Annotated in this window: 18 protein-coding genes and 1 tRNA gene; 13 read left to right on the forward strand and 6 right to left on the reverse strand. The window is 73.5% G+C overall.

Translation table 11 applies throughout. The features are described from left to right. The first annotated feature begins 1 nt into the window (after position 1). Together AB3388_RS13960 and AB3388_RS13965 are read left to right on the forward strand one after the other, a co-directional pair. Entirely contained in the window at positions 2 to 973 is a 972-nt protein-coding gene (locus tag AB3388_RS13960) for an aldo/keto reductase (protein WP_495411368.1), read from the forward strand. Continuing rightward, positions 970 to 2,898: an AAA family ATPase gene (locus AB3388_RS13965; RefSeq protein WP_495411369.1), complete on the forward strand. Its 1,929-nt coding sequence runs from the start codon at positions 970 to 972 to the stop codon at positions 2,896 to 2,898. Before AB3388_RS13960 ends, AB3388_RS13965 begins: the two co-directional genes overlap by 4 nt. On the opposite strand, the gene AB3388_RS13970 is transcribed toward AB3388_RS13965, so the two are convergent. Further along, positions 2,895 to 3,653, reverse strand: coding sequence for a DUF2470 domain-containing protein (locus tag AB3388_RS13970; protein WP_495411370.1), 759 nt, complete (start codon positions 3,651 to 3,653; stop codon positions 2,895 to 2,897). The genes AB3388_RS13965 and AB3388_RS13970 overlap by 4 nt on opposite strands. A gap of 261 nt (positions 3,654 to 3,914) precedes the next feature. On the opposite strand from AB3388_RS13970, the gene AB3388_RS13975 reads away from it, so the two are divergent. Then, a complete protein-coding gene (locus AB3388_RS13975; protein WP_495411371.1) occupies positions 3,915 to 5,126 on the forward strand; it encodes a multicopper oxidase domain-containing protein in 1,212 nt (403 codons plus the stop codon). 58 nt (positions 5,127 to 5,184) lie between these two features. Here the strand turns inward: AB3388_RS13975 and AB3388_RS13980 are convergent, their stop codons facing one another. Beyond that, positions 5,185 to 5,457 carry an Rv3202a family protein gene (locus tag AB3388_RS13980; RefSeq protein ID WP_495411372.1) on the reverse strand — a complete coding sequence of 91 codons (273 nt, stop codon included), beginning with the start codon at positions 5,455 to 5,457 and terminating at the stop codon, positions 5,185 to 5,187. A 132-nt stretch (positions 5,458 to 5,589) separates the two neighbouring features. On the opposite strand from AB3388_RS13980, the gene AB3388_RS13985 reads away from it, so the two are divergent. The 5 genes from AB3388_RS13985 (at position 5,590) to AB3388_RS14005 (ending at position 8,661) form a co-directional block, all read left to right on the forward strand. Then, entirely contained in the window at positions 5,590 to 5,793 is a 204-nt protein-coding gene (locus tag AB3388_RS13985; RefSeq protein WP_448628670.1) for a DUF5703 family protein, read from the forward strand. Positions 5,794 to 5,969: 176 nt separating this feature from the next. Beyond that, the gene (locus tag AB3388_RS13990; RefSeq protein ID WP_495411373.1) at positions 5,970 to 6,386 is read left to right on the forward strand and encodes a YybH family protein; all 417 of its coding nucleotides are present in this window, start codon (positions 5,970 to 5,972) and stop codon (positions 6,384 to 6,386) included. 82 nt (positions 6,387 to 6,468) lie between these two features. Then, positions 6,469 to 7,203 carry an IclR family transcriptional regulator gene (locus tag AB3388_RS13995; RefSeq protein ID WP_495411374.1) on the forward strand — a complete coding sequence of 245 codons (735 nt, stop codon included), beginning with the start codon at positions 6,469 to 6,471 and terminating at the stop codon, positions 7,201 to 7,203. A gap of 74 nt (positions 7,204 to 7,277) precedes the next feature. Continuing rightward, on the forward strand, positions 7,278 to 7,661 hold the full coding sequence (locus AB3388_RS14000) for a metal-sulfur cluster assembly factor (protein ID WP_495411375.1): 384 nt from the start codon (positions 7,278 to 7,280) through the stop codon (positions 7,659 to 7,661). Beyond that, positions 7,651 to 8,661 (forward strand): amidohydrolase family protein, encoded by a 1,011-nt coding sequence (locus AB3388_RS14005; RefSeq protein ID WP_495411376.1) that lies wholly within the window; start codon positions 7,651 to 7,653, stop codon positions 8,659 to 8,661. Before AB3388_RS14000 ends, AB3388_RS14005 begins: the two co-directional genes overlap by 11 nt. 58 nt (positions 8,662 to 8,719) lie before the next feature. On the opposite strand, the gene AB3388_RS14010 is transcribed toward AB3388_RS14005, so the two are convergent. The 4 genes from AB3388_RS14010 to AB3388_RS14025 form a co-directional block, all read right to left on the reverse strand. Then, entirely contained in the window at positions 8,720 to 9,676 is a 957-nt protein-coding gene (locus AB3388_RS14010; RefSeq protein WP_495411377.1) for an NADPH:quinone oxidoreductase family protein, read from the reverse strand. 52 nt (positions 9,677 to 9,728) lie between these two features. After that, on the reverse strand, positions 9,729 to 10,967 hold the full coding sequence (locus AB3388_RS14015) for a low temperature requirement protein A (protein ID WP_495411378.1): 1,239 nt from the start codon (positions 10,965 to 10,967) through the stop codon (positions 9,729 to 9,731). Between the two features lie 157 nt (positions 10,968 to 11,124). Continuing rightward, positions 11,125 to 11,928, reverse strand: a complete 804-nt coding sequence (locus AB3388_RS14020; RefSeq protein WP_495411379.1) for an SDR family oxidoreductase — start codon at positions 11,926 to 11,928, stop codon at positions 11,125 to 11,127. Between the two features lie 7 nt (positions 11,929 to 11,935). Beyond that, positions 11,936 to 13,255 carry a M20/M25/M40 family metallo-hydrolase gene (locus tag AB3388_RS14025; protein ID WP_495411380.1) on the reverse strand — a complete coding sequence of 440 codons (1,320 nt, stop codon included), beginning with the start codon at positions 13,253 to 13,255 and terminating at the stop codon, positions 11,936 to 11,938. A gap of 114 nt (positions 13,256 to 13,369) precedes the next feature. On the opposite strand from AB3388_RS14025, the gene AB3388_RS14030 reads away from it, so the two are divergent. The 5 genes from AB3388_RS14030 (at position 13,370) to katG (ending at position 17,542) form a co-directional block, all read left to right on the forward strand. Further along, positions 13,370 to 13,708, forward strand: coding sequence for a hypothetical protein (locus tag AB3388_RS14030; protein WP_495411381.1), 339 nt, complete (start codon positions 13,370 to 13,372; stop codon positions 13,706 to 13,708). A gap of 37 nt (positions 13,709 to 13,745) precedes the next feature. Next, positions 13,746 to 13,961 carry a diguanylate cyclase gene (locus AB3388_RS14035; RefSeq protein ID WP_495411382.1) on the forward strand — a complete coding sequence of 72 codons (216 nt, stop codon included), beginning with the start codon at positions 13,746 to 13,748 and terminating at the stop codon, positions 13,959 to 13,961. Positions 13,962 to 14,057: 96 nt separating this feature from the next. Beyond that, positions 14,058 to 14,141, forward strand: a tRNA-Leu gene (locus AB3388_RS14040). Positions 14,142 to 14,861: 720 nt separating this feature from the next. Further along, positions 14,862 to 15,326, forward strand: a complete 465-nt coding sequence (locus AB3388_RS14045) for a Fur family transcriptional regulator (RefSeq protein WP_495411464.1) — start codon at positions 14,862 to 14,864, stop codon at positions 15,324 to 15,326. Further along, positions 15,323 to 17,542 carry a catalase/peroxidase HPI gene (katG, locus tag AB3388_RS14050; RefSeq protein WP_495411383.1) on the forward strand — a complete coding sequence of 740 codons (2,220 nt, stop codon included), beginning with the start codon at positions 15,323 to 15,325 and terminating at the stop codon, positions 17,540 to 17,542. The genes AB3388_RS14045 and katG overlap by 4 nt, the downstream gene beginning before the upstream one ends. Positions 17,543 to 17,730 lie beyond the last annotated feature (188 nt).

Raw genomic sequence — 17,730 nt, forward strand, 5'->3', positions numbered from 1 at the left:
CGTGGAGCAACGGGCGCTGGGGCGCAGCGGCCTGGTCGTCTCCCGGCTGGCGCTGGGGACGATGACCTGGGGCCGGGACACCGACGAGGACGAGGCCGCGATGCAGCTCACCGCCTTCGTCGACGCCGGCGGCACCGTCGTCGACACCGCCGACGTCTACTGCGGGGGCGAGAGCGAGCGCGTCCTCGGCCGGCTGCTCTCCGACGTCGTCCCCCGGGCCGACGTGCTGCTCGCCACCAAGGCCGTCGGCCGGACGGCGGAGGGACCGATGGGCAGGGGCGCGTCGCGCGGGCACCTGCTGGCCGCGCTCGACGCGTCGCTGGAGCGCCTGGGCGTCGACCACGTCGACCTCTGGCAGCTGCACGCCTGGGACGACACCACCCCGCTCGAGGAGACCCTCGCCGCGTGCGATCAGGCCGTCTCCAGCGGGCGGGTCCGCTACGTCGGCGTGAGCAACTTCACCGGCTGGCAGACCGCCCAGGCGGCGACCTGGCAGCGGGCCTGGCCCGGCCGCACGCCGCTGGTGAGCACCCAGGTGGAGTACTCGCTGCTGCAGCGCGGGGTCGAGCGCGAGGTGGTGCCGGCCGCCGAGGCGCTGGGGCTGGGCGTGCTCGCCTGGTCGCCGCTGGGCCGCGGGATCCTCACCGGCAAGTACCGGCACAGCACCCCGACCGAGTCGCGCGGCGCCTCCCCGCAGTGGCAGGGCTTCATCGACGGGCTGCGCTCGGCGACGTCGGACCGGATCGTCGAGGCGGTGATCACCGCCGCCGAGGGCCTGGGCACCACCCCGCTCGCGGTGGCGCTGGCCTGGGTGCGCGACCGCCCGGGCGTCGTCGCCCCGGTCGTCGGCGCGCGGACGGCGCACCAGCTGCAGGCCTCGCTCGACGCCGAGGGCGTCCGGCTGCCGGCGGCGATCCGCACCGCGCTCGAGGACGTCTCCGCGCCCCCCTTCGGCTACCCCGAGCGCCGATGAGCAGCCCTCCCGACCAGGTCTTCGCCGCCTTCTGCGCCGCCGGGCTGTGGCCCGGCCTGGGCAAGCGGACGGCGGCCGAGCTGCCCGGGGCGGGCATCACCGGTCCGGACGACGTCACCGCCGACCGGCTGATGAAGCTGCCCCGGGTCGGCCGGCAGCGCGCCGAGCGGCTGTTCTCCAGCTTCCTGGCCGCCGCGCCGGCCTACGAGGTGGTCGGCCTGCTCCTCGGCGCCGGGCTCGAGGCGAAGCTGGCCGCCGGCGTCACCGACGCCCTCGGGCCGGACGCCGGCCGGCGGCTGCGCGACGACCCGTGGGCACTGCTCGGCCTGACCGGCGTCACCCTGACCGACGCCGACCGCCTGGCGATCGCGATCCTGCCGGGCGCGAACCGGCAGGACTCCCGCCGCGGCCGGGCGATCGTCGCGCAGACCCTGCGGACGGCGACCCGCGACGGGCACACCGTCCTGCCCGCCGACCTGGTCGTGGCCGCGCTGCGGGCCGAGGGCCTCACCGACCGGGCGGCCGCGGTGGTCGCCGCGGTGGAGTCCGGCGAGGTGCTGGAGCACGAGCCGCCGTTCGACCCCGAGTCCGACGAGGAGCCCGACCCGGCGCTGCGCACCCTGTCGCTGGCCCGGTACGGCATGGCCGAGGAGGCGGTGGCCGAGAACGTGCAGCGGCTGATGGCCACCGCGGAGCGGATCGCCGATCCCGCGTCGGTGCGCAGCGTGGCCAAGGGCCTGGACGAGCAGCAGAAGAAGTCGGTCGCCCAGGTGCTGGGCGCCGGGGTCTCGCTGCTCACCGGCGGGCCCGGCACCGGCAAGAGCCGGACGGTGGCCGCGATCGTGCAGCTGCTGCGGGCCAAGGGCAGCGAGGTCGCGCTGGCCGCGCCCACCGGCCGGGCGGCCAAGCGGCTGGAGGAGCTCACCGACCACCCCGCGGTGACCGTGCACCGGCTGCTCGGCGCGCAGGGCACCACCGGCGGGTTCGCGCGCAACGAGGAGTGGCCGCTCGACGCCGACGTGGTCGTGGTGGACGAGGCCTCGATGCTCGACGTCGAGCTCACCGCGGCGCTGCTCGAGGCCTGCCAGGACGGCACCCACCTGCTGCTGGTCGGCGACCCGGCGCAGCTGCCCTCGATCGGCCCCGGCCACGTGCTCGGGGACATGATCGACTCGGGCGCCGTCCCGGTGACCGAGCTGACCACCCTGTACCGGCAGGCCGAGGGCGGGGCGATCGCCCGGCTGGCGACGGCGGTCCGCGGCGGCGAGCTGCCGCCGGTGGACTCGCCGGACCGCGAGGTCGTGATCGTCCCGGCGACCGGATCGGCGGAGGCGTCCCGGCGGGTGGTGCAGCTGGTCACCGACTCGATCCCGCGGGCGCTGGGCATCGACCCGGGCTCGGTGCAGGTGGTCACCCCAGTGCACCGCGGCCCGGCCGGCACGATCGAGCTGAACAAGGCGCTCAAGGCCAGGCTCAACCCCGGCGACGGCACGGTGTTCGGCTTCGACCCCGGCGACCGCGTGGTCGCGACCGCCAACCACCTCGACCTCGAGCCGATCGGCTTCGCCAACGGCGAGGTGGGCGTGGTCACCGGCACCGGCGAGGGGTCGCTGGACGTCGCGTTCGCCTCCGGACCGGTGACGTGCACCGGCCAGGCGCTGTTCGACCTGCGGCACGGCTGGGCGATCACCGTGCACCGGGCGCAGGGCTCGGAGTGGCCGGGCGTGGTCGTCGTCCTGCCGCCGGAGGCCGGCGGGATGCTGTCGCGGCCGCTGGTCTACACCGCGCTGACCCGCGCGCAGCAGCACCTGTCGATCGTGCACGCCAGCGGCGCGGCGCTGGCGCGGGCGGTGCGGGAGGTCGACGTCCGGCCGCGGCGGACCCGGCTGGCGGCGCTGCTGGCCGAGGCGGTGGAGGGCGACTAGCGGGAGGCCAGCGCCCGCATGGCCGCGCCCAGCTGACCGGGGCAGGTCAGCGGCTGCGGGAAGGCCAGCCGCACGTCGCGGTGCCCGACGGGCCGCTCGACGCGCAGCCGCAGGCCGAAGCGGTCCAGGCCGAGGGGGCGGACGACGTCGTCCGGGCCGACGTCCTCCGGCGCGAGCCGGGCGGTCAGCCGCGCGAGGAACTCCGGGTGGTCGGCGTCGAGGTGGGCCAGTGTGGCCGCCTCGATGCCGGCGAGCGGGTCCGGGGCCGCGGAGGCGAACTCCTCCGGGCCGACCTCGGTCACGGTGCACCCGTCGCGCAGGACCACCTCGGCGAGGTCCAGCCGCAGCAGGGTCGCCGTCCGGCCGACGTCCAGCAGGGCCGCCGCCGGCCGCACGTCGGCGAAGGCGAGCAGCGCCGGGCGCACGTCCCGCTCGGGCAGCCGGGTGGCCCACCCGGAGAGCCACAGCTGCGCGCGCACCGGGCGGCGCAGCGGCACCGGCGCCCGGTCGCAGACCATCACCAGGGCGGTCAGGTCGCGCTGCGGCGCCGCGGCCACCGCGGCGGCCAGCGGCCCGTCGGCCGGCACGACCAGCAGCACGCGGCCGTCGGCGGTCACGGCGTGGGCCAGCGGCAGGTGGGCCTCGACGCCGGCCGCGCAGACGGTGCCGCCCGCCGCGGCGGCGACCGTGCGGGCGCGCTCGGCCGGGCCGGGGCGGAGGGCGCGCGCGGTCGCGGGCTCGGGACAGGCGGTCATGGCGGCCCCTCGTGGAGTGAAGTTAGGGCAGCCTAACCAAACTCACGCCGCCGGTGGAAGGTCTCGGGTCCGAGAGGTCGCGCGCTGAGCCGAAACAGGCCCCTGACCTGCAATTTTCAAGCAATTTCGCCCCACCACTGGTGGTCCGGGGACCCCTTCGCTGGGGGTTCTGTTGGCCTCTGCAACTGCCCGAGGATCCCGCTTCGAACCCGACGGGGAGCCGGAGTGGACCGGCCGGGGTTTCGGCTCAGGGGGGCCATCATGGAGATCACCACAGAGGAGGAACGGCGCCGCGCGCCGCGCAGGACGTCGCCGAGGCGCTGGGCCGCGTCGATCGCCGCGACGGTCGTCGCGGTGGCGGTGCTCGTCGCCGCCGTCGTCGTCGCGCTGGACCTGACCCGCGCGCCGGCGCCGGACGAGGCCGGCGCCGGGCAGGCGCGGGTGTACTACATCGCCGCCGACCACGTGGACTGGAACTACGCGCCGGACGGCACCAACGACATCTCCGGCCAGCCCTTCGACGACACGGCGAACGTGTTCGTGGGGTCCGGTCCCGACCGGATCGGCAGCACGTACGGGAAGTCGTTGTACCGGGAGTACACCGACGACACCTTCGCCACGCTCAAGCCCCGGCCCCCGGAGTGGGAGCACCTCGGCGATCTCGGCCCGGTGATCCACGCCGTCGTCGGCGACACGGTGCGCATCGTCTTCAAGAACAACCTCGACCGGCCGGTCAGCATCCACATGCACGGCCTGCGCTACGAGAAGCGCTCGGAGGGTGCCCCCTACGCCGACGGCACCACCGCGGCCGAGCAGGGCGACGACGCCGTCCCGCCCGGAACCACCTACACCTACGACTACACCGTGCCCGACCGCGCCGGCCCCGGGCCGATGGAGGGCAGCTCGGTGATGTGGATGTACCACTCGCACACCGACGAGGTCGGCGACACCTACAGCGGCCTCATGGGCCCGGTCATCGTGACCCGGAAGGGCATGGCCCGGCCGGACGGGACCCCGAAGGACGTCGACCGCGAGATCGTCAACGTGTTCCAGGTCGACGACGAGAACCAGAGCCTGGACATGCCGGCGAACATGGCGGCCGCCGGGCTGGACCCCGCCCTGCTCGACGACGAGGAGTTCGGCGAGTCCAACCTGATGCACAACATCAACGGCTACGTCTACGGCAACCAGCCGCTCGGTACGACCGCCGGGACCGGCATGACGGTGAAGGTGGGCCAGCACGTCCGCTGGTACCTGATGGCGATGGGTACCGAGGTCGATCTGCACACCCCGCACTGGCACGGCAACACCGTGGTGGCCAACGGGATGCGCACCGACGTCGTCTCGCTGCTGCCGGCCCAGATGGTCACGGCCGACATGACGCCCGACGACCCGGGCATCTGGCTCTACCACTGCCACGTCAACGACCACATCGCCGCCGGGATGATCACCCGGTACCAGGTCGTCCCGTAGGCAGGCAGTTCAGCGGCGGCGGCCGGCGACCCTCGCCACGGGAGTCGCCGGCCGCTGCTCAGCTGAGGACGTCGTCCTCGTCGACCGGCACGTCGGCCTCCTGCTCCAGGACGTCGGCGTCGTCCGCCTCCCGGTCGCCCACCGGCCGCCGCGGGCCGCCGGCCCCGCCCGGCCGGGCGGCCAGCTGCTGCTCGAGCGCGTCGGCCTCCGGGACGTCCTCCGCCGGCGCGCTGGCGTCGCCGGCCAGCCCCACGGCCGGCGGGTCGAGGAGCGCCTCCTGCTCGGCGCGGTCGGCGTCGGGCACGTCGCTGATCGAACCGGGCTCCGTCACGTGGTCCTCCTCGGATCGGGTGCCGCGACGGGTCTCATCGTGCCGCCCGGGCACGCGCCCGGCAGGGCCGGGGTGCGGCCGCCGGGTGACGAACGGGTGACGGCCCGGCGTCCGGAGGGCACAATCGGCCGCATGGAGGCGGTCGCGGAGTGGGAGTTCGCGCCGCTGCGGATCCCGGCGGGCACGTCCCGATCCGCAGCGGCGACCATGCTGAGCCTGCAGGCCGAGACCGGCGGCTGGGAGCTCGCCCGTCTCCAGCTGCACGCCGACGGAACCCGGAAGGTCATCATGCGGCGCCGGTCGCGGCTGTCCTACCTGCCCAAGCCGGTCATCTAGCGGCCGCTCCCCGGGGGCCGAGGCGCCCACGCGGCCGACGGTGATCCGCCCGTGGCGGAGGGTGCCCGCGCGCCGGGGGGCGGCCCGGGGCAGTGCCCCGGCGGAGACCGGGGCAGCCGCGCCCGCGCCACGCCGAGCAGGCTCCGGTCCCATCGGCAGCGACCCGAGGAGCCGCCATGCCCGCGACCACGCCGGAGCAGATCCACCCGCTGTTCCAGGAGGCATTCAACGCCCGGGACGTCGAACGGCTCCTGGAGTTCTACACCGACGACGCCGCCGTCGTCGTCGCGCCCGGGCAGGTCTCGCGAGGCGAGGTGCGCGCCGCGATCGAGGCGTTCCTGGCGCTGAACGGGCGGCTGACCATGGACAGCAAGGTCGTCGTGACCGTGGGCGCGGTGGCGTACCTGTCGTGCACCTGGTCGATCGACGGCACCGGCCCGGACGGCGAGCCGCTGAGCGTGGGCAGCACGACCGCCGAGGTCGCCCAGCGGCAGAGCGACGGCAGCTGGCGCTACGTCATCGACAACCCGTGGGGTGACCAGGCCGCGAGCGTGCCCACCGGGGTGGCGCCTGCCGCGCCGGCGGGTCGGTAGCGCCGACTCGGCCACGAGCGCCGGGCCCCCGGCCGGCCCCCGGTTCTGCCATCGTGGGTCTCCGCCGCGAGAGGAGCGGGCCGTGGGCGCAGCACCGGGGCAGCCGACGCTCATCCAGTCGGTGCAGCGGGCCCTGCGGCTGCTGGAGATCATCGCCGAGCACGGCGGGCGGGCCCGCGCGAAAGAGGTCGCCCGCGCCGCCGGGCTCCCCCTGGCCACGACCTACCACCTGCTGCGCACCTGCGCCCACGAGGGCTGGCTGCAGCGGCTGGACGACGGCTCCTACGTGCTCGGCCACCGGATCGACGTCGTCCGCCGGCACGGGACGGCGGCCCGCGGCGTCGCGCTCGCGCGGCCGGCCCTCGAGTGGCTGCGCGACGAGCTCGGCGGCGCGGTCTACCTGGGCCGCTACGTCGACGGGGAGATCGTCGTCGCGGAGATCGTCGACGGCCCCCGCGCCCCCCGGATCGACCTGTGGGTCGGCGTGCACGACGCCGGGCACGCCACGGCCCTCGGCAAGAGCATCCTCGGCCAGCTGCCGGCCGCCGACCGCGACGAGTACTTCAGCCGGCACCCGCTGCACGACCTGACGCCGCGCACCGTGGTCGACCGCCGTCGCCTGCAGCTGCCGCCGGCCGGGGACGTCGCGGTGGACGAGGGCGAGTACGCCGTCGGGGTCGCCTGCCTGGCCGCGGCGGTGGCCACGCCGGACGGCGTCGGCGCGGTCGCCGTCGTCACCTCCCCCGCCGCCCGCGACGGCCGGCGCACCCTGCTGACCGGCGCCGGCCGGGTGTCGCGCGCGCTGGTCCTGGCCTGAGGATCGCCGCCCGTTGGTCGCCATCTGAAATCCGGCCCCTTCCGTCCGGGCCGGTCCGGTTCCACCATGCGGCCATGACGTCCGCACCGGCGCCGGAGTGGGCGGTGCGCGCCCTGTCCGGCGTGTACGACCCGTGCTGCCGCGAGAAGGGCATCTCGGTCGTGGACATGGGCCTGCTCCGGTCGGTCACCGTGGAGGACCGGCACGCCCGCGTGGAGCTGCTGCTGACCTCGGGCTGGTGCCCGTTCGCCGGCCGCGTGCTCACCGACGTCGAGGCGGCGATCGGCGCCTCCCCCGACGTCGACTCCTGCGAGGTCGAGATCGTCTGGGACGAGGCCTGGACGACCGACCGCCTCTCGGAGAGCGCCCGCCGCACGCTCCGCTTCCTGCCCGACCCGATCGCCGCCGGCGACCGGGACGCGTACCTAGCCGCCCTGGAGGTCAGCCGTGATCGGTGACGCGTTCGTGTTCGACGGGGTCGCGCACCCGTTCAACTTCACCCCGAAGAACGCCTACGGGCCCGAGGGGCTGATGTTCAACAACCACCTCTACGCCTTCCACTCGGTGCTCACACCCGACGACGAGACGCATCTGTCCGCCGAGGAGTACCTCAAGGAGTGGACGCCGTCGGACATCCGGCAGATGGTCTACGACGAGTCCGACACCGACATGCTCGTGGCGATGCCGCTGCCGCTGACCGATCTGTTCCGCGACGGGCTCTCCCCGTGGGAGACCTGCACCGAGCTCGCCGCCCGCGACCCCGACCGCACCGTCTTCTGGGGCTCGGTGAACCCGCTGGAGGGGCGCAGGGCGATCGACCTCATGGAGCGGCAGGTCGGCGAGTTCGGCGCCAAGGCGTTCAAGTTCTACAACGTCCGTTACGACTACGGCTCGCCGTTCCCGTGGCGGATGGACGACCCGCAGGTCGCCTTCCCGATCTTCGAGAAGGCCCAGGAGCTCGGGGTCAACCTGATCGGGGTGCACAAGGGCGTGCCGCTCGGCCCGCAGCCGGTCGAGGCGACCCAGACCTGGGACATGGACGGCGCGGCCGCCAACTTCCCCGACATCAACTTCGTGATCTTCCACGTCGGGCTGCCGTTCATCGACGAGACCTGCTGGCAGCTGATCCGTCATCCCAACCTGTACGCCTCCATCGCGGCGACGATCAACTTCATCGTCCGGTCGCCCCGGATGTTCGCCGAGATCATCGGCAAGCTGCTCTTCTGGTGCGGCGAGGACAAGATCGTCTACGGGTCGGAGGCGCCGATCTTCCACCCGCAGTGGGCGCTGCGGGCGTTCATGGACTTCTCCATCCCGCAGGACCTGTGCGAGGGCTACGGCTATCCGCAGCTCACCGACCAGGCCAAGCGCAAGATCCTCGGCGAGAACCTGCTGCGGCTGCACGGCCTGGACGTCGAAACGACCAAGGCCCGCCTCGGCAGGCCCCAGTCGCACTGAGAAGGAACCCCCTGCCCCACCGCTCGCAGGCTCGCGGCGGGACCCTGCAGGGGGCCGCTCAGGGGACGAGGACGACCTTGCCGACGGTGTTGCGGTCGGCGAGGGACTTGAGCGCCTGGGGGGCCTCCTCCAGCGGCAGCGCCTGGCTGACCAGCGGGTCGATGTGGCCCTCGCTCCAGAGCCGGTCGAGCTCCTCGTGCACCATGCCGAACAGCGCCGGGTCGAATGTGCGGTACAGCCCCCAGTGCAGGCCGACGACGCTGTAGTTCTTCACCAGCACGTGGTTGGCCGGCGCCTCGGGGATGCGGCCGCTGGTGAAGCCGACGACGAGCAGCCGGCCCTCGAAGGCGATGCACTTGCGGCTCTTGTCGAACACGTCGCCGCCGACCGGGTCGTAGACGACGTCGGCGCCCTTCCCGCCGGTGACGTCCTTGACCACCTGCACGAAGTCCTCGGAGGTGTAGTCGACGGCGTGGTCGGCGCCGAGGTCGCGGCACACCTGGACCTTGCGCTCGCCGCCCGCGGTGGCGATCACCGTGGCCCCGGCGGCCTTGCCCAGCTGGATGGCCGCCGAGCCGACGCCGCCGGCGCCGGCGTGCACGAGCAGCACCTCGCCGGACTTCAGCTGCGCGCGGCGGTGCAGGCCGACCCAGCCGGTCTGGTAGGTCAGGTACAGCGCGGCGGCCTTCTCGTCGGGCATGCCCTCGGGCACCGGGAACGCCATGGCGGCGTCCATGAGCGCGTACTCGCCGAACGCGCCGGGCCCTCCGGACGGCGAGCCGAGCACCCGCTGCCCGGTGTCGACGATCTCCCCGCACAGCTCGATCCCGGGCGTGTACGGCAGCGGCGGCCGCTCCTGGTAGGTGCCCTGCGCCATCAGGACGTCGGGGAAGTTCAGCGCCGCCGCCCGCACCTTGACCAGCACCTGGCCCGCACCGGGCGTGGGCCGCTCGATCTCGTCGAGGGACATGACGTCGGAGGGGTCGCCGAGCCGGTGGACCCGCCATGCACGCATGTCCCCGACCCTGCCAGATCCGCGGTGACCGCCGTCACCGGGCCCTCAGCGCTCACCCCGCCGCCAGGACCTCGTCCTGGTGGCGGTGGCCGAGGGTCTCGTAGCCGACGACGGTCACCCACGGCGTCAGCGCCAGGACGGCGAGGCACCAGGCGAGCGACAGCCCCGCCGCGGCGAGCGCCACCGACGCCAGCACCACGGCCGCCGAGCCGGCGAGCAGCAGGAGGTGGAACGGGTCGAACGTGCGGGTGAGCAGGTCGTAGAGGGCGTAGCTCGACGCCACGTAGACGGCGACCGGCACCGCCACGGTCAGCACGGTGCCCGGCGTCCCGAGGGCGCTGTGGTGCTCGAGCTTGAGGGCCGCGGCGTGCAGCCCGGCGCCGACCGCGACGAGCGCCGCGAAGACGACGATGTGCCCGTAGCCCCAGCCGAAGCTGCGCCGCCGGTGCCGGGCCAGCAGGTCCCCGCAGGGCAGCACGAAGTAGGTCCACCACAGCCCGAAGATCAGCGCCGTCCCGGCCAGGCCGAGGACGACGACGTCGACCGTCCAGCCCATCCCCTCCGGCCCGATCACCGCGGCGATCGCCACCGTCGTCCCCAGCAACCCCTCCCCCAGCGCGATGATCACCATGAGCCCGTACCGCTCGGCGATGTGGTGCGCGTGCCAAGGGGTCCCGCCTTTGCCGAACTCGGCGACCACCGGCCCGACGAGTTCGACGAGGACCAGCACCGTGACCCACGCGAACGTGACGCCGACCGACGTCTGCGCGACCAGCAGCGCGATCCAGCCGACCTGCCCGATGGAGATCGTGGTGGCGTAGGTCAGGCAGGCGCTGCGCCGGGCGGGGTCCTGCCGGGCCGCGCGCAGCCACTGGAACACCATGGCGACCCGCATGACCACGTAGCCGGCGACCATGACGGCGTTGTTGACGACGGCGCCCTCGTCGATCGAGGCGAACATCGCCGGCAGCCCGAGCGCGAAGATCAGCACCCCGAGCATCTGCACCATCGTGGCCAGCCGGAACACCCAGTCGTCGGTGTCGTAGGCCGAGGCGAACCAGGTGAAGTTGATCCAGGCCCAGGCGATGCCGAACGCCGCGAAGGAGAACCCGGCCAGGCCGGCCCCGATGTGGCCCTCGGCGAGCAGGTGCGCCAGCTCGTTCGCCGCCGTCCCGTAGGCGATGACGAAGGTCAGGTCGAACAGCAGCTCCAGCGGGGTCGCGGCGCGGTGCGGCTGGAGCGGGTCGCGCCCGCGCATGCGGATCCGGCGGTGGACCTGCGCCTCGGCCATGGCGCAGTCTTCCGCGCCCGCCTGCCCCGGGACCACCCCCGGGCGGTCAGCCCCGCCGCACGATCAGCCCGGATGATCGTCGGGCGTCCTGGCTCACGTAAGGACGCGAGCCGGGACGCGTTCCCGTGAGCCCAGCTGATCGTGCGCGGTCCCGCGGTCAGCGCATCGACGGCGGGCGCAGCGCCTCGGGGACGACGGCGGTCTCGCCGGTCGCCGTCTTCGCGGACGGAACGCCCTTGAACCTGTAGGGCACCGCGCCGATGCCCGGCTGGACGATGTAGGCCGCGCCCGGCTCGCCGGAGGCCCAGGCGGCGATCATCGCGTCGGCGACCTCGTCGGCGGTGAGCACCGGGAAGCCGGCCTTCTCGAACTCCTCGCGGATCGGGTCGATGATCGCGGTGTCGGCGAAGCCGGGGCAGATCGCGGTGATGGTGATGTTCTCGCCGGTCAGCCGCGGCGCCATCGAGCGCACGAAGGCCACCGCGCCGCCCTTGGCCACGCTGTAGCCGGGGTCGGTCGCCATCGGCGAGAGCCCGGCCAGCGACGCGGTGACGACGATCGACCCGCCGCCGGCCCGCTGCAGCGCCGGCAGCGCGGCCGCGGCGCCGTAGACGACGCCGAACAGGTCGACGTCGACGACCTTGAGGAAGCTGTCCATGTCGAACAGCTCGTCGGACTCGAACCCGGCGATGCCGGCGTTGAGGAAGACCGCGTCCAGCCGGCCGTGCTCGGCCTCGACCTGCTCCACCACGGCCCGGTTGGCCGCGCGGTCGGTGACGTCGAGCGGGAGGAAGCTCGCCCCGAGGTCCGCGGCGACCGACCGGTTGCGCTCGCTGTCGAGGTCGGTGAGGACGACGGTCACCTCGCGCTCGCGCAGCTTCGCGGCGAGGGCGCGGCCGAAGCCGCCGGTCCCTCCGGTGATCAGCGCGACGGAGCCGGGGCCGAGGGTGGGAGAGGTCACCCCCGCATCATGCAGCCCGCAGGAACCGGTCGAGCACCCGGATGCCGAAGCGCAGCGACTCCACCGGCACCCGCTCGTCGATGCCGTGGAACAGCGAGGCGAAGTCGAGGTCGGCGGGCAGCCGCAGGGGCGAGAAGCCGAAGCAGCGCATGCCGAGCCGCTCGAAGCTCTTGGCGTCGGTGCCGCCGCTCATGGTGAACGGCACCGGCCGCGCGGCGTCGTCCTCGGCCTTGAGCGCCGCGACCATCTGGTCGACCAGGGGCCCGTCGAACGTCGTCTCCACGGCCTGGTCGTGGACGATCCACTCGCGCTGGATCCCCTCGCCGACGAGCAGCGCCAGCTGCCGCTCGAACTCCTCCTCCTGACCCGGCAGGAACCGGCCGTCGACGGTCGCGGTCGCCGTCCCGGGGACGACGTTGGCCTTGTAGCCGGCGGCGAGCATCGTGGGGTTGGCGGTGTTGCGCAGCGCCGCGCCGATCATCCGCGCGATGCTGCCGAGCCGGGCGAGGGCCGCCTCGGGCTCCTCGGGGTCGATCTCCACGCCGTAGGCCTCGCTGACCGCGTCGAGGAACGCCCGCATCGGCGGGGTCAGCGTCAGCGGGAAGCGGTGGCTGCCCATCCGCGCCACCGCCTCGCACAGCCGGGTGACGGCGTTCTCGTGGTGCACGAACGACCCGTGCCCCGGCTTGCCGCCGGCGGTGAGCCGCATCCAGGCCAGGCCCTTCTCGGCGGTCTGCACGAGGTAGAGGCGCAGGTCGTCGCGGACGGTGATGGAGAAGCCGCCGACCTCGCTGATCGCCTCGGTGCAGCCCTCGAACAGGTCGGGGTGCTCCTCGACGAGGAAGCGCGCGCCGAGCCGGCCGCCGGCCTCCTCGTCGGCGACGTAGGCGAGCACGATGTCGCGCGGCGGCTGCACGCCGGTGCGGGCCCACTCGCGCACCAGCGCCAGGACCATGGCGTCCATGTCCTTCATGTCGACCGCGCCGCGGCCCCAGACGTAGCCGTCGCGCTCCTCGCCGGAGAACGGGTGCACGCTCCACTCGGCCGGATCGGCGGGGACGACGTCGAGGTGGCCGTGCACGAGCAGCGCCGGGCGGCTCGAGTCGGCGCCGGGGATGCGGGCGACCAGGCTGGCCCGGCCGGGCTCGGACTCGTGGATGACCGAGTCGATGCCGACCTCGTCGAGCCTGCCCGCGACCCACTCGGCGGCGGCCCGCTCCCCCGCGCTCGTGGCGGTGTCGCCGGTGTTGGTCGTGTCGATGCGGATGAGCTCGGAGAGGAGCTCGGCGACCTCGTCCTGGGCCTGGGATCCCGTGGGGCTGCTCACGCCGTCGAGCCTAGGTCCGGTGGGCACCGGGGCCCGCGCCGGCCACGACCTCCCGATCGGGGAACCGCGTTCGCCCGCGCCGTACCCGGTGCCGAAGCCCTCGGCATGAGGCTGATGCTGTCGCTGCGCGCACGCGATCCGCGCGCGTCGCTGCGCAGCGCCGCCCTGATCCTCGTCGTGAGCGCGGCGGTCCTGGCGGGCTTCAACACGTTCCAGGAGTCGTCCGGCCGCCCCCTGCTGGTGACCGCGTCGTGGATCGGGGTGGCCGTGCAGGTCGTCGCGGCCGCGGTCTGCGCTCTGGGGCCGGCCGAACGTCTGGATCGCCCCGGTGCCTGCGCGGCTGTCGCGCTCGGCGGCGTCGGCCTGCTGCGCCTGCTGAACCTGGTGACCGAGGACTCCTCCGCCGCGGCCCAGGCGTTCGACGCGTTCCGGGTGATCTCGCCTGGGCGGTGACGAGCGCGCCGTCCCGCTGCCCGGCTGCGCCGCGGACGTGGCCGCCCGCCGCGCCGAGGAGCTGCTGGCCGCGGTGCGCGCCGAGCCGCTGGTGCTGGCCGACGGCACCGTGCTGGCGCTGTCGATCAGCGTGGGCGTCGCGCATCTGCCGCGCTCCACGCAGGACCTCCGGGCGCTCTACTCCGCAGCCGACACCGCCCTCTGCGAGGCCAAGCGCGCAGGCCGGGGCCGGGTGGCGGTGGCGAGCCGCTGAACACCGGCGGCCGGACACGGGGCGGCGACGTACCCGCGGACGGGCGAAGGGGTGCGCCGAACCGGTCGGGCGGTCGGGTACTCTGATCCCGCACTCGTCCGGGTGGCGGAATGGCAGACGCGCTAGCTTGAGGTGCTAGTGCCCGTATAGGGCGTGGGGGTTCAAGTCCCCCCTCGGACACCGAGTTGAACCCCCACGGCTTCTGGGCCGGCGGGGTTCTTCTGTCTCTGAGTCGGCACGTCCGCTCGCCGCCTGAAGGACCACATCGGCCGGTCGGCCGGCCTTGGTTCTCGGAGGCCCTGTTGGTCGTCCCCTCGCCGGCAGGTCAACCGCACCGGGGGCAGTCTCCATCAACCTGGCGTCACGGCGGCGGTCATCTTCGGCATGTATGCCACCGTCGAAAAACGGGGGCACTCCTCGTCGGTGAGCGCGTCGAACTGCTCGCGGCAACGGCGCCCGCCGATCGTTGACCGGCCGCTCCGGCCCCCGGCAGACCTCGGTGCTCGCGCACCACGTGGGCCGGATCGACGACGCCCGCGACGAGCAGGAGTTCATCCTGTGGGGCCGTGACTGCGCTCAGGAATCGCGGAACTCACGCCGACGGCCCGGCAGCGGGTTCCGGAGACACCACCTATCGCGGGGGGAAATCGCTGCACGGCCCCAGCACGTCGTCCCCCGTGGCGGGGTGGAGACGAGGAGCACCTCGGCCGCGCTGCGCCGGCTCTCCTCCAACGAGCGCACGACGTCACCGAGCTGGACCGGCGGGTCGACCCTGGCGTCGTCCTCCGGTAGCGGGGACCGTTTCCGCGTCGATGGCGGCAGTCCGTCTCCGGCTTGTGGCCGGCCGACCGCGCCACGTCCGATTTTGACTTGTTCAAGAAAAGGCGTCAGGATGCCGCTGTGCCGGACGCCCCAGACCTCGAACGTCTCCTGCGCGCCGCGGGACTGCGGGTCACCCGGCCGCGCGTGGCGGTGCTGGACGCCGTCCACGCTCAGCCACACCTCGACACCGAGGCGCTGATCGGCGCCACCCGCGCCCGACTGGATGCGGTGTCGCACCAGGCGGTGTACGACGTGCTGCGCGTCCTGACCGACTGCGGTCTGGTGCGACGCATCCAGCCGCAGGGCTCGCCAGCGCGCTACGAGGCGCGGGTCGGTGACAACCACCACCACCTGGCCTGCCGCGACTGCGGCACGATCGTCGACGTCGACTGCACGATCGGCGCCGCACCCTGTCTGACCCCGTCCGACGACGCCGGCTTCGCCATCGACGAGGCCGAGGTCGTGTTCTGGGGACGCTGCCCGTCCTGCACGGACAGCCGACCCTCCGCCCCCCGCTCGACCGCCCAGAGAGGTAAGCAGTGACGAACGAGGTCGACAAGAACCACACGCACAGCACCAGCGAGAGCGAGAACCCGGCGATCCCCTCGCCGACCCAGGTCACGAACCGCCGCCCCCAGAGCAACCGGGACTGGTGGCCCAACCAGGTCGACCTGTCGGTGCTGAACAAGCCCTCGAAGGACTCCGACCCGCTGGGCGACGACTTCGACTACCGCGCCGAGTTCGCGAAGCTCGACGTCGAAGCGGTCAAGCGTGACGTCGCCCAGGCGATGCGGACCTCGCAGGACTGGTGGCCGGCCGACTGGGGGCACTACGGCCCGCTGTTCATCCGCATGTCGTGGCACGCCGCCGGCACCTATCGCATCGCCGACGGCCGCGGCAGCGGCAACACCGGCGCGCAGCGCTTCGCCCCGCTCAACAGCTGGCCGGACAACGCCAACCTGGACAAGGCCCGCCGCCTGCTGCTGCCGATCAAGCAGAAGTACGGCCGCAAGCTCTCCTGGGCCGACCTGCTCCTGCTGGCCGGCAACGTCGCGCACGACGACATGGGCCTGAAGACCTTCGGTTTCGCCTTCGGCCGCGAGGACGTCTGGCAGCCGCCGGAGATCTTCTGGGGCCCGGAGGACACCTGGCTGGGCGACGAGCGCTACAGCGGCGACGACCCGCTCGACCTCGACGAGGGTCACCTCGCCGCGGTCACCATGGGCCTGATCTACGTCAACCCGGAGGGCCCGAAGGGCAGCGCCGACCCGGTCGCCTCCGCCCACGACATCCGGGTGACCTTCAGCCGGATGGGCATGACCGACGAGGAGACCGTCGCTCTCATCGCCGGCGGGCACACCTTCGGCAAGACCCACGGCGCGGGCAACCCCGAGCTCGTCGGGCCCGAGCCCGAGGGCTGCCCCGTCCACGGCAACGGGCTGGGCTGGATCAGCCAGCACGGCACCGGCAAGGGCCCCGACACCATCACCAGCGGTCTCGAGGGTGCCTGGACGCCGACGCCCACGAAGTGGGACAACACCTTCTTCGAGATGCTGTTCAGCTACGAGTGGGAGCTCACCGAGAGCCCCGCCGGCGCCAAGCAGTGGAGGCCGAAGAACCCCGAGGCGCAGGAGCTCGTCCCCGACGCGCACATCGAGGGCAAGAAGAACCCGCCGATGATGGCGACCACCGACCTGGCGCTCATCATGGACCCCGGGTTCCGCGAGATCTCGCAGCGCTTCTACAACGACCCCGAGTATTTCGCCGACCAGTACGCCCGCGCCTGGTTCAAGCTGCTGCACCGCGACATGGGCCCGAAGAGCCGCTACCTCGGCCCGGACGTGCCCAGCGAGGACCTCATCTGGCAGGACCCGGTTCCGGCCGTCGACCACGAGCTCGTGGGCGAGGCGGAGATCGCCGACCTCAAGCAGCGCCTGCTCTCCTCCGGCCTGAGCGTCCCGCAGCTGGTGCACACGGCCTGGTCCGCCGCCGCGTCCTACCGCGGCACGGACAAGCGCGGTGGCGCCAACGGCGCCCGGCTGCGCCTCGAGCCACAGATCAACTGGGCGGTCAACGAGGGCGTCCGCGATGTGCTGCCGGTGCTCGAGCAGCTGAAGAAGGAGTTCGAGCAGCAGACCGGCAAGAAGGTCTCGCTCGCCGACCTCATCGTGCTCGGCGGCACCGCGGCGGTGGAGAAGGCTGCGGCGGACGCCGGCGTGCAGGTCACCGTGCCGTTCACGCCCGGCCGCACCGACGCCTCGCAGGAGCAGACCGACGTCGACAACTTCCGGTGGCTCGAGCCGCGGGCCGACGGCTTCCGCAACTGGGTCAAGCCGGGCAGCAAGCTCGCGCCGGAGACGCTCCTGGTCGACAAGGCGTACATGCTCGAGCTGACCGCCAAGGAGATGACCCTGCTCGTCGGCGGCCTGCGCGTGCTCGGCGCCAACACCGGCGGCGTGCAGCACGGCGTCTTCACCGACCGCCCGGGCGTGCTGTCGCAGGACTTCTTCCGCAACCTGCTCGACCTCGGCATCTCGTGGCGTACCTCGGTCGACACCGAGGGCGTCTACGAGGGCCGGGACGCAGACGGCACCGTCGTGCGCACCGCCACCGCGGCCGACCTGGTGTTCGGCTCGAACTCGATCCTGCGCGGCATCGTCGAGGTCTACTCGGCCGACGACGCGAAGGAGAAGTTCGTGCGCGACTTCGTCGCCGCCTGGGTCAAGGTCATGGAGCTCGACCGCTTCGACCTGCGGTAGGCACCACCTGGCCGGGTGCTCCGGCCCGCACCCCGCGGGCCGGAGCATCCGGGCCGGCTGCCGGTCCCGTCACCGGCAGCCGGCGCCCGGCACATACGCGACACACGTGGACAACGCCATGGGGTGGCCGTGCGGTCCGCATACGGGACGGCGCAGGTTCCGGTGGGCCTGCGCCTGGTGAACCGCGC

The organism is Geodermatophilus sp. SMS 5-13, assembly GCF_059428245.1.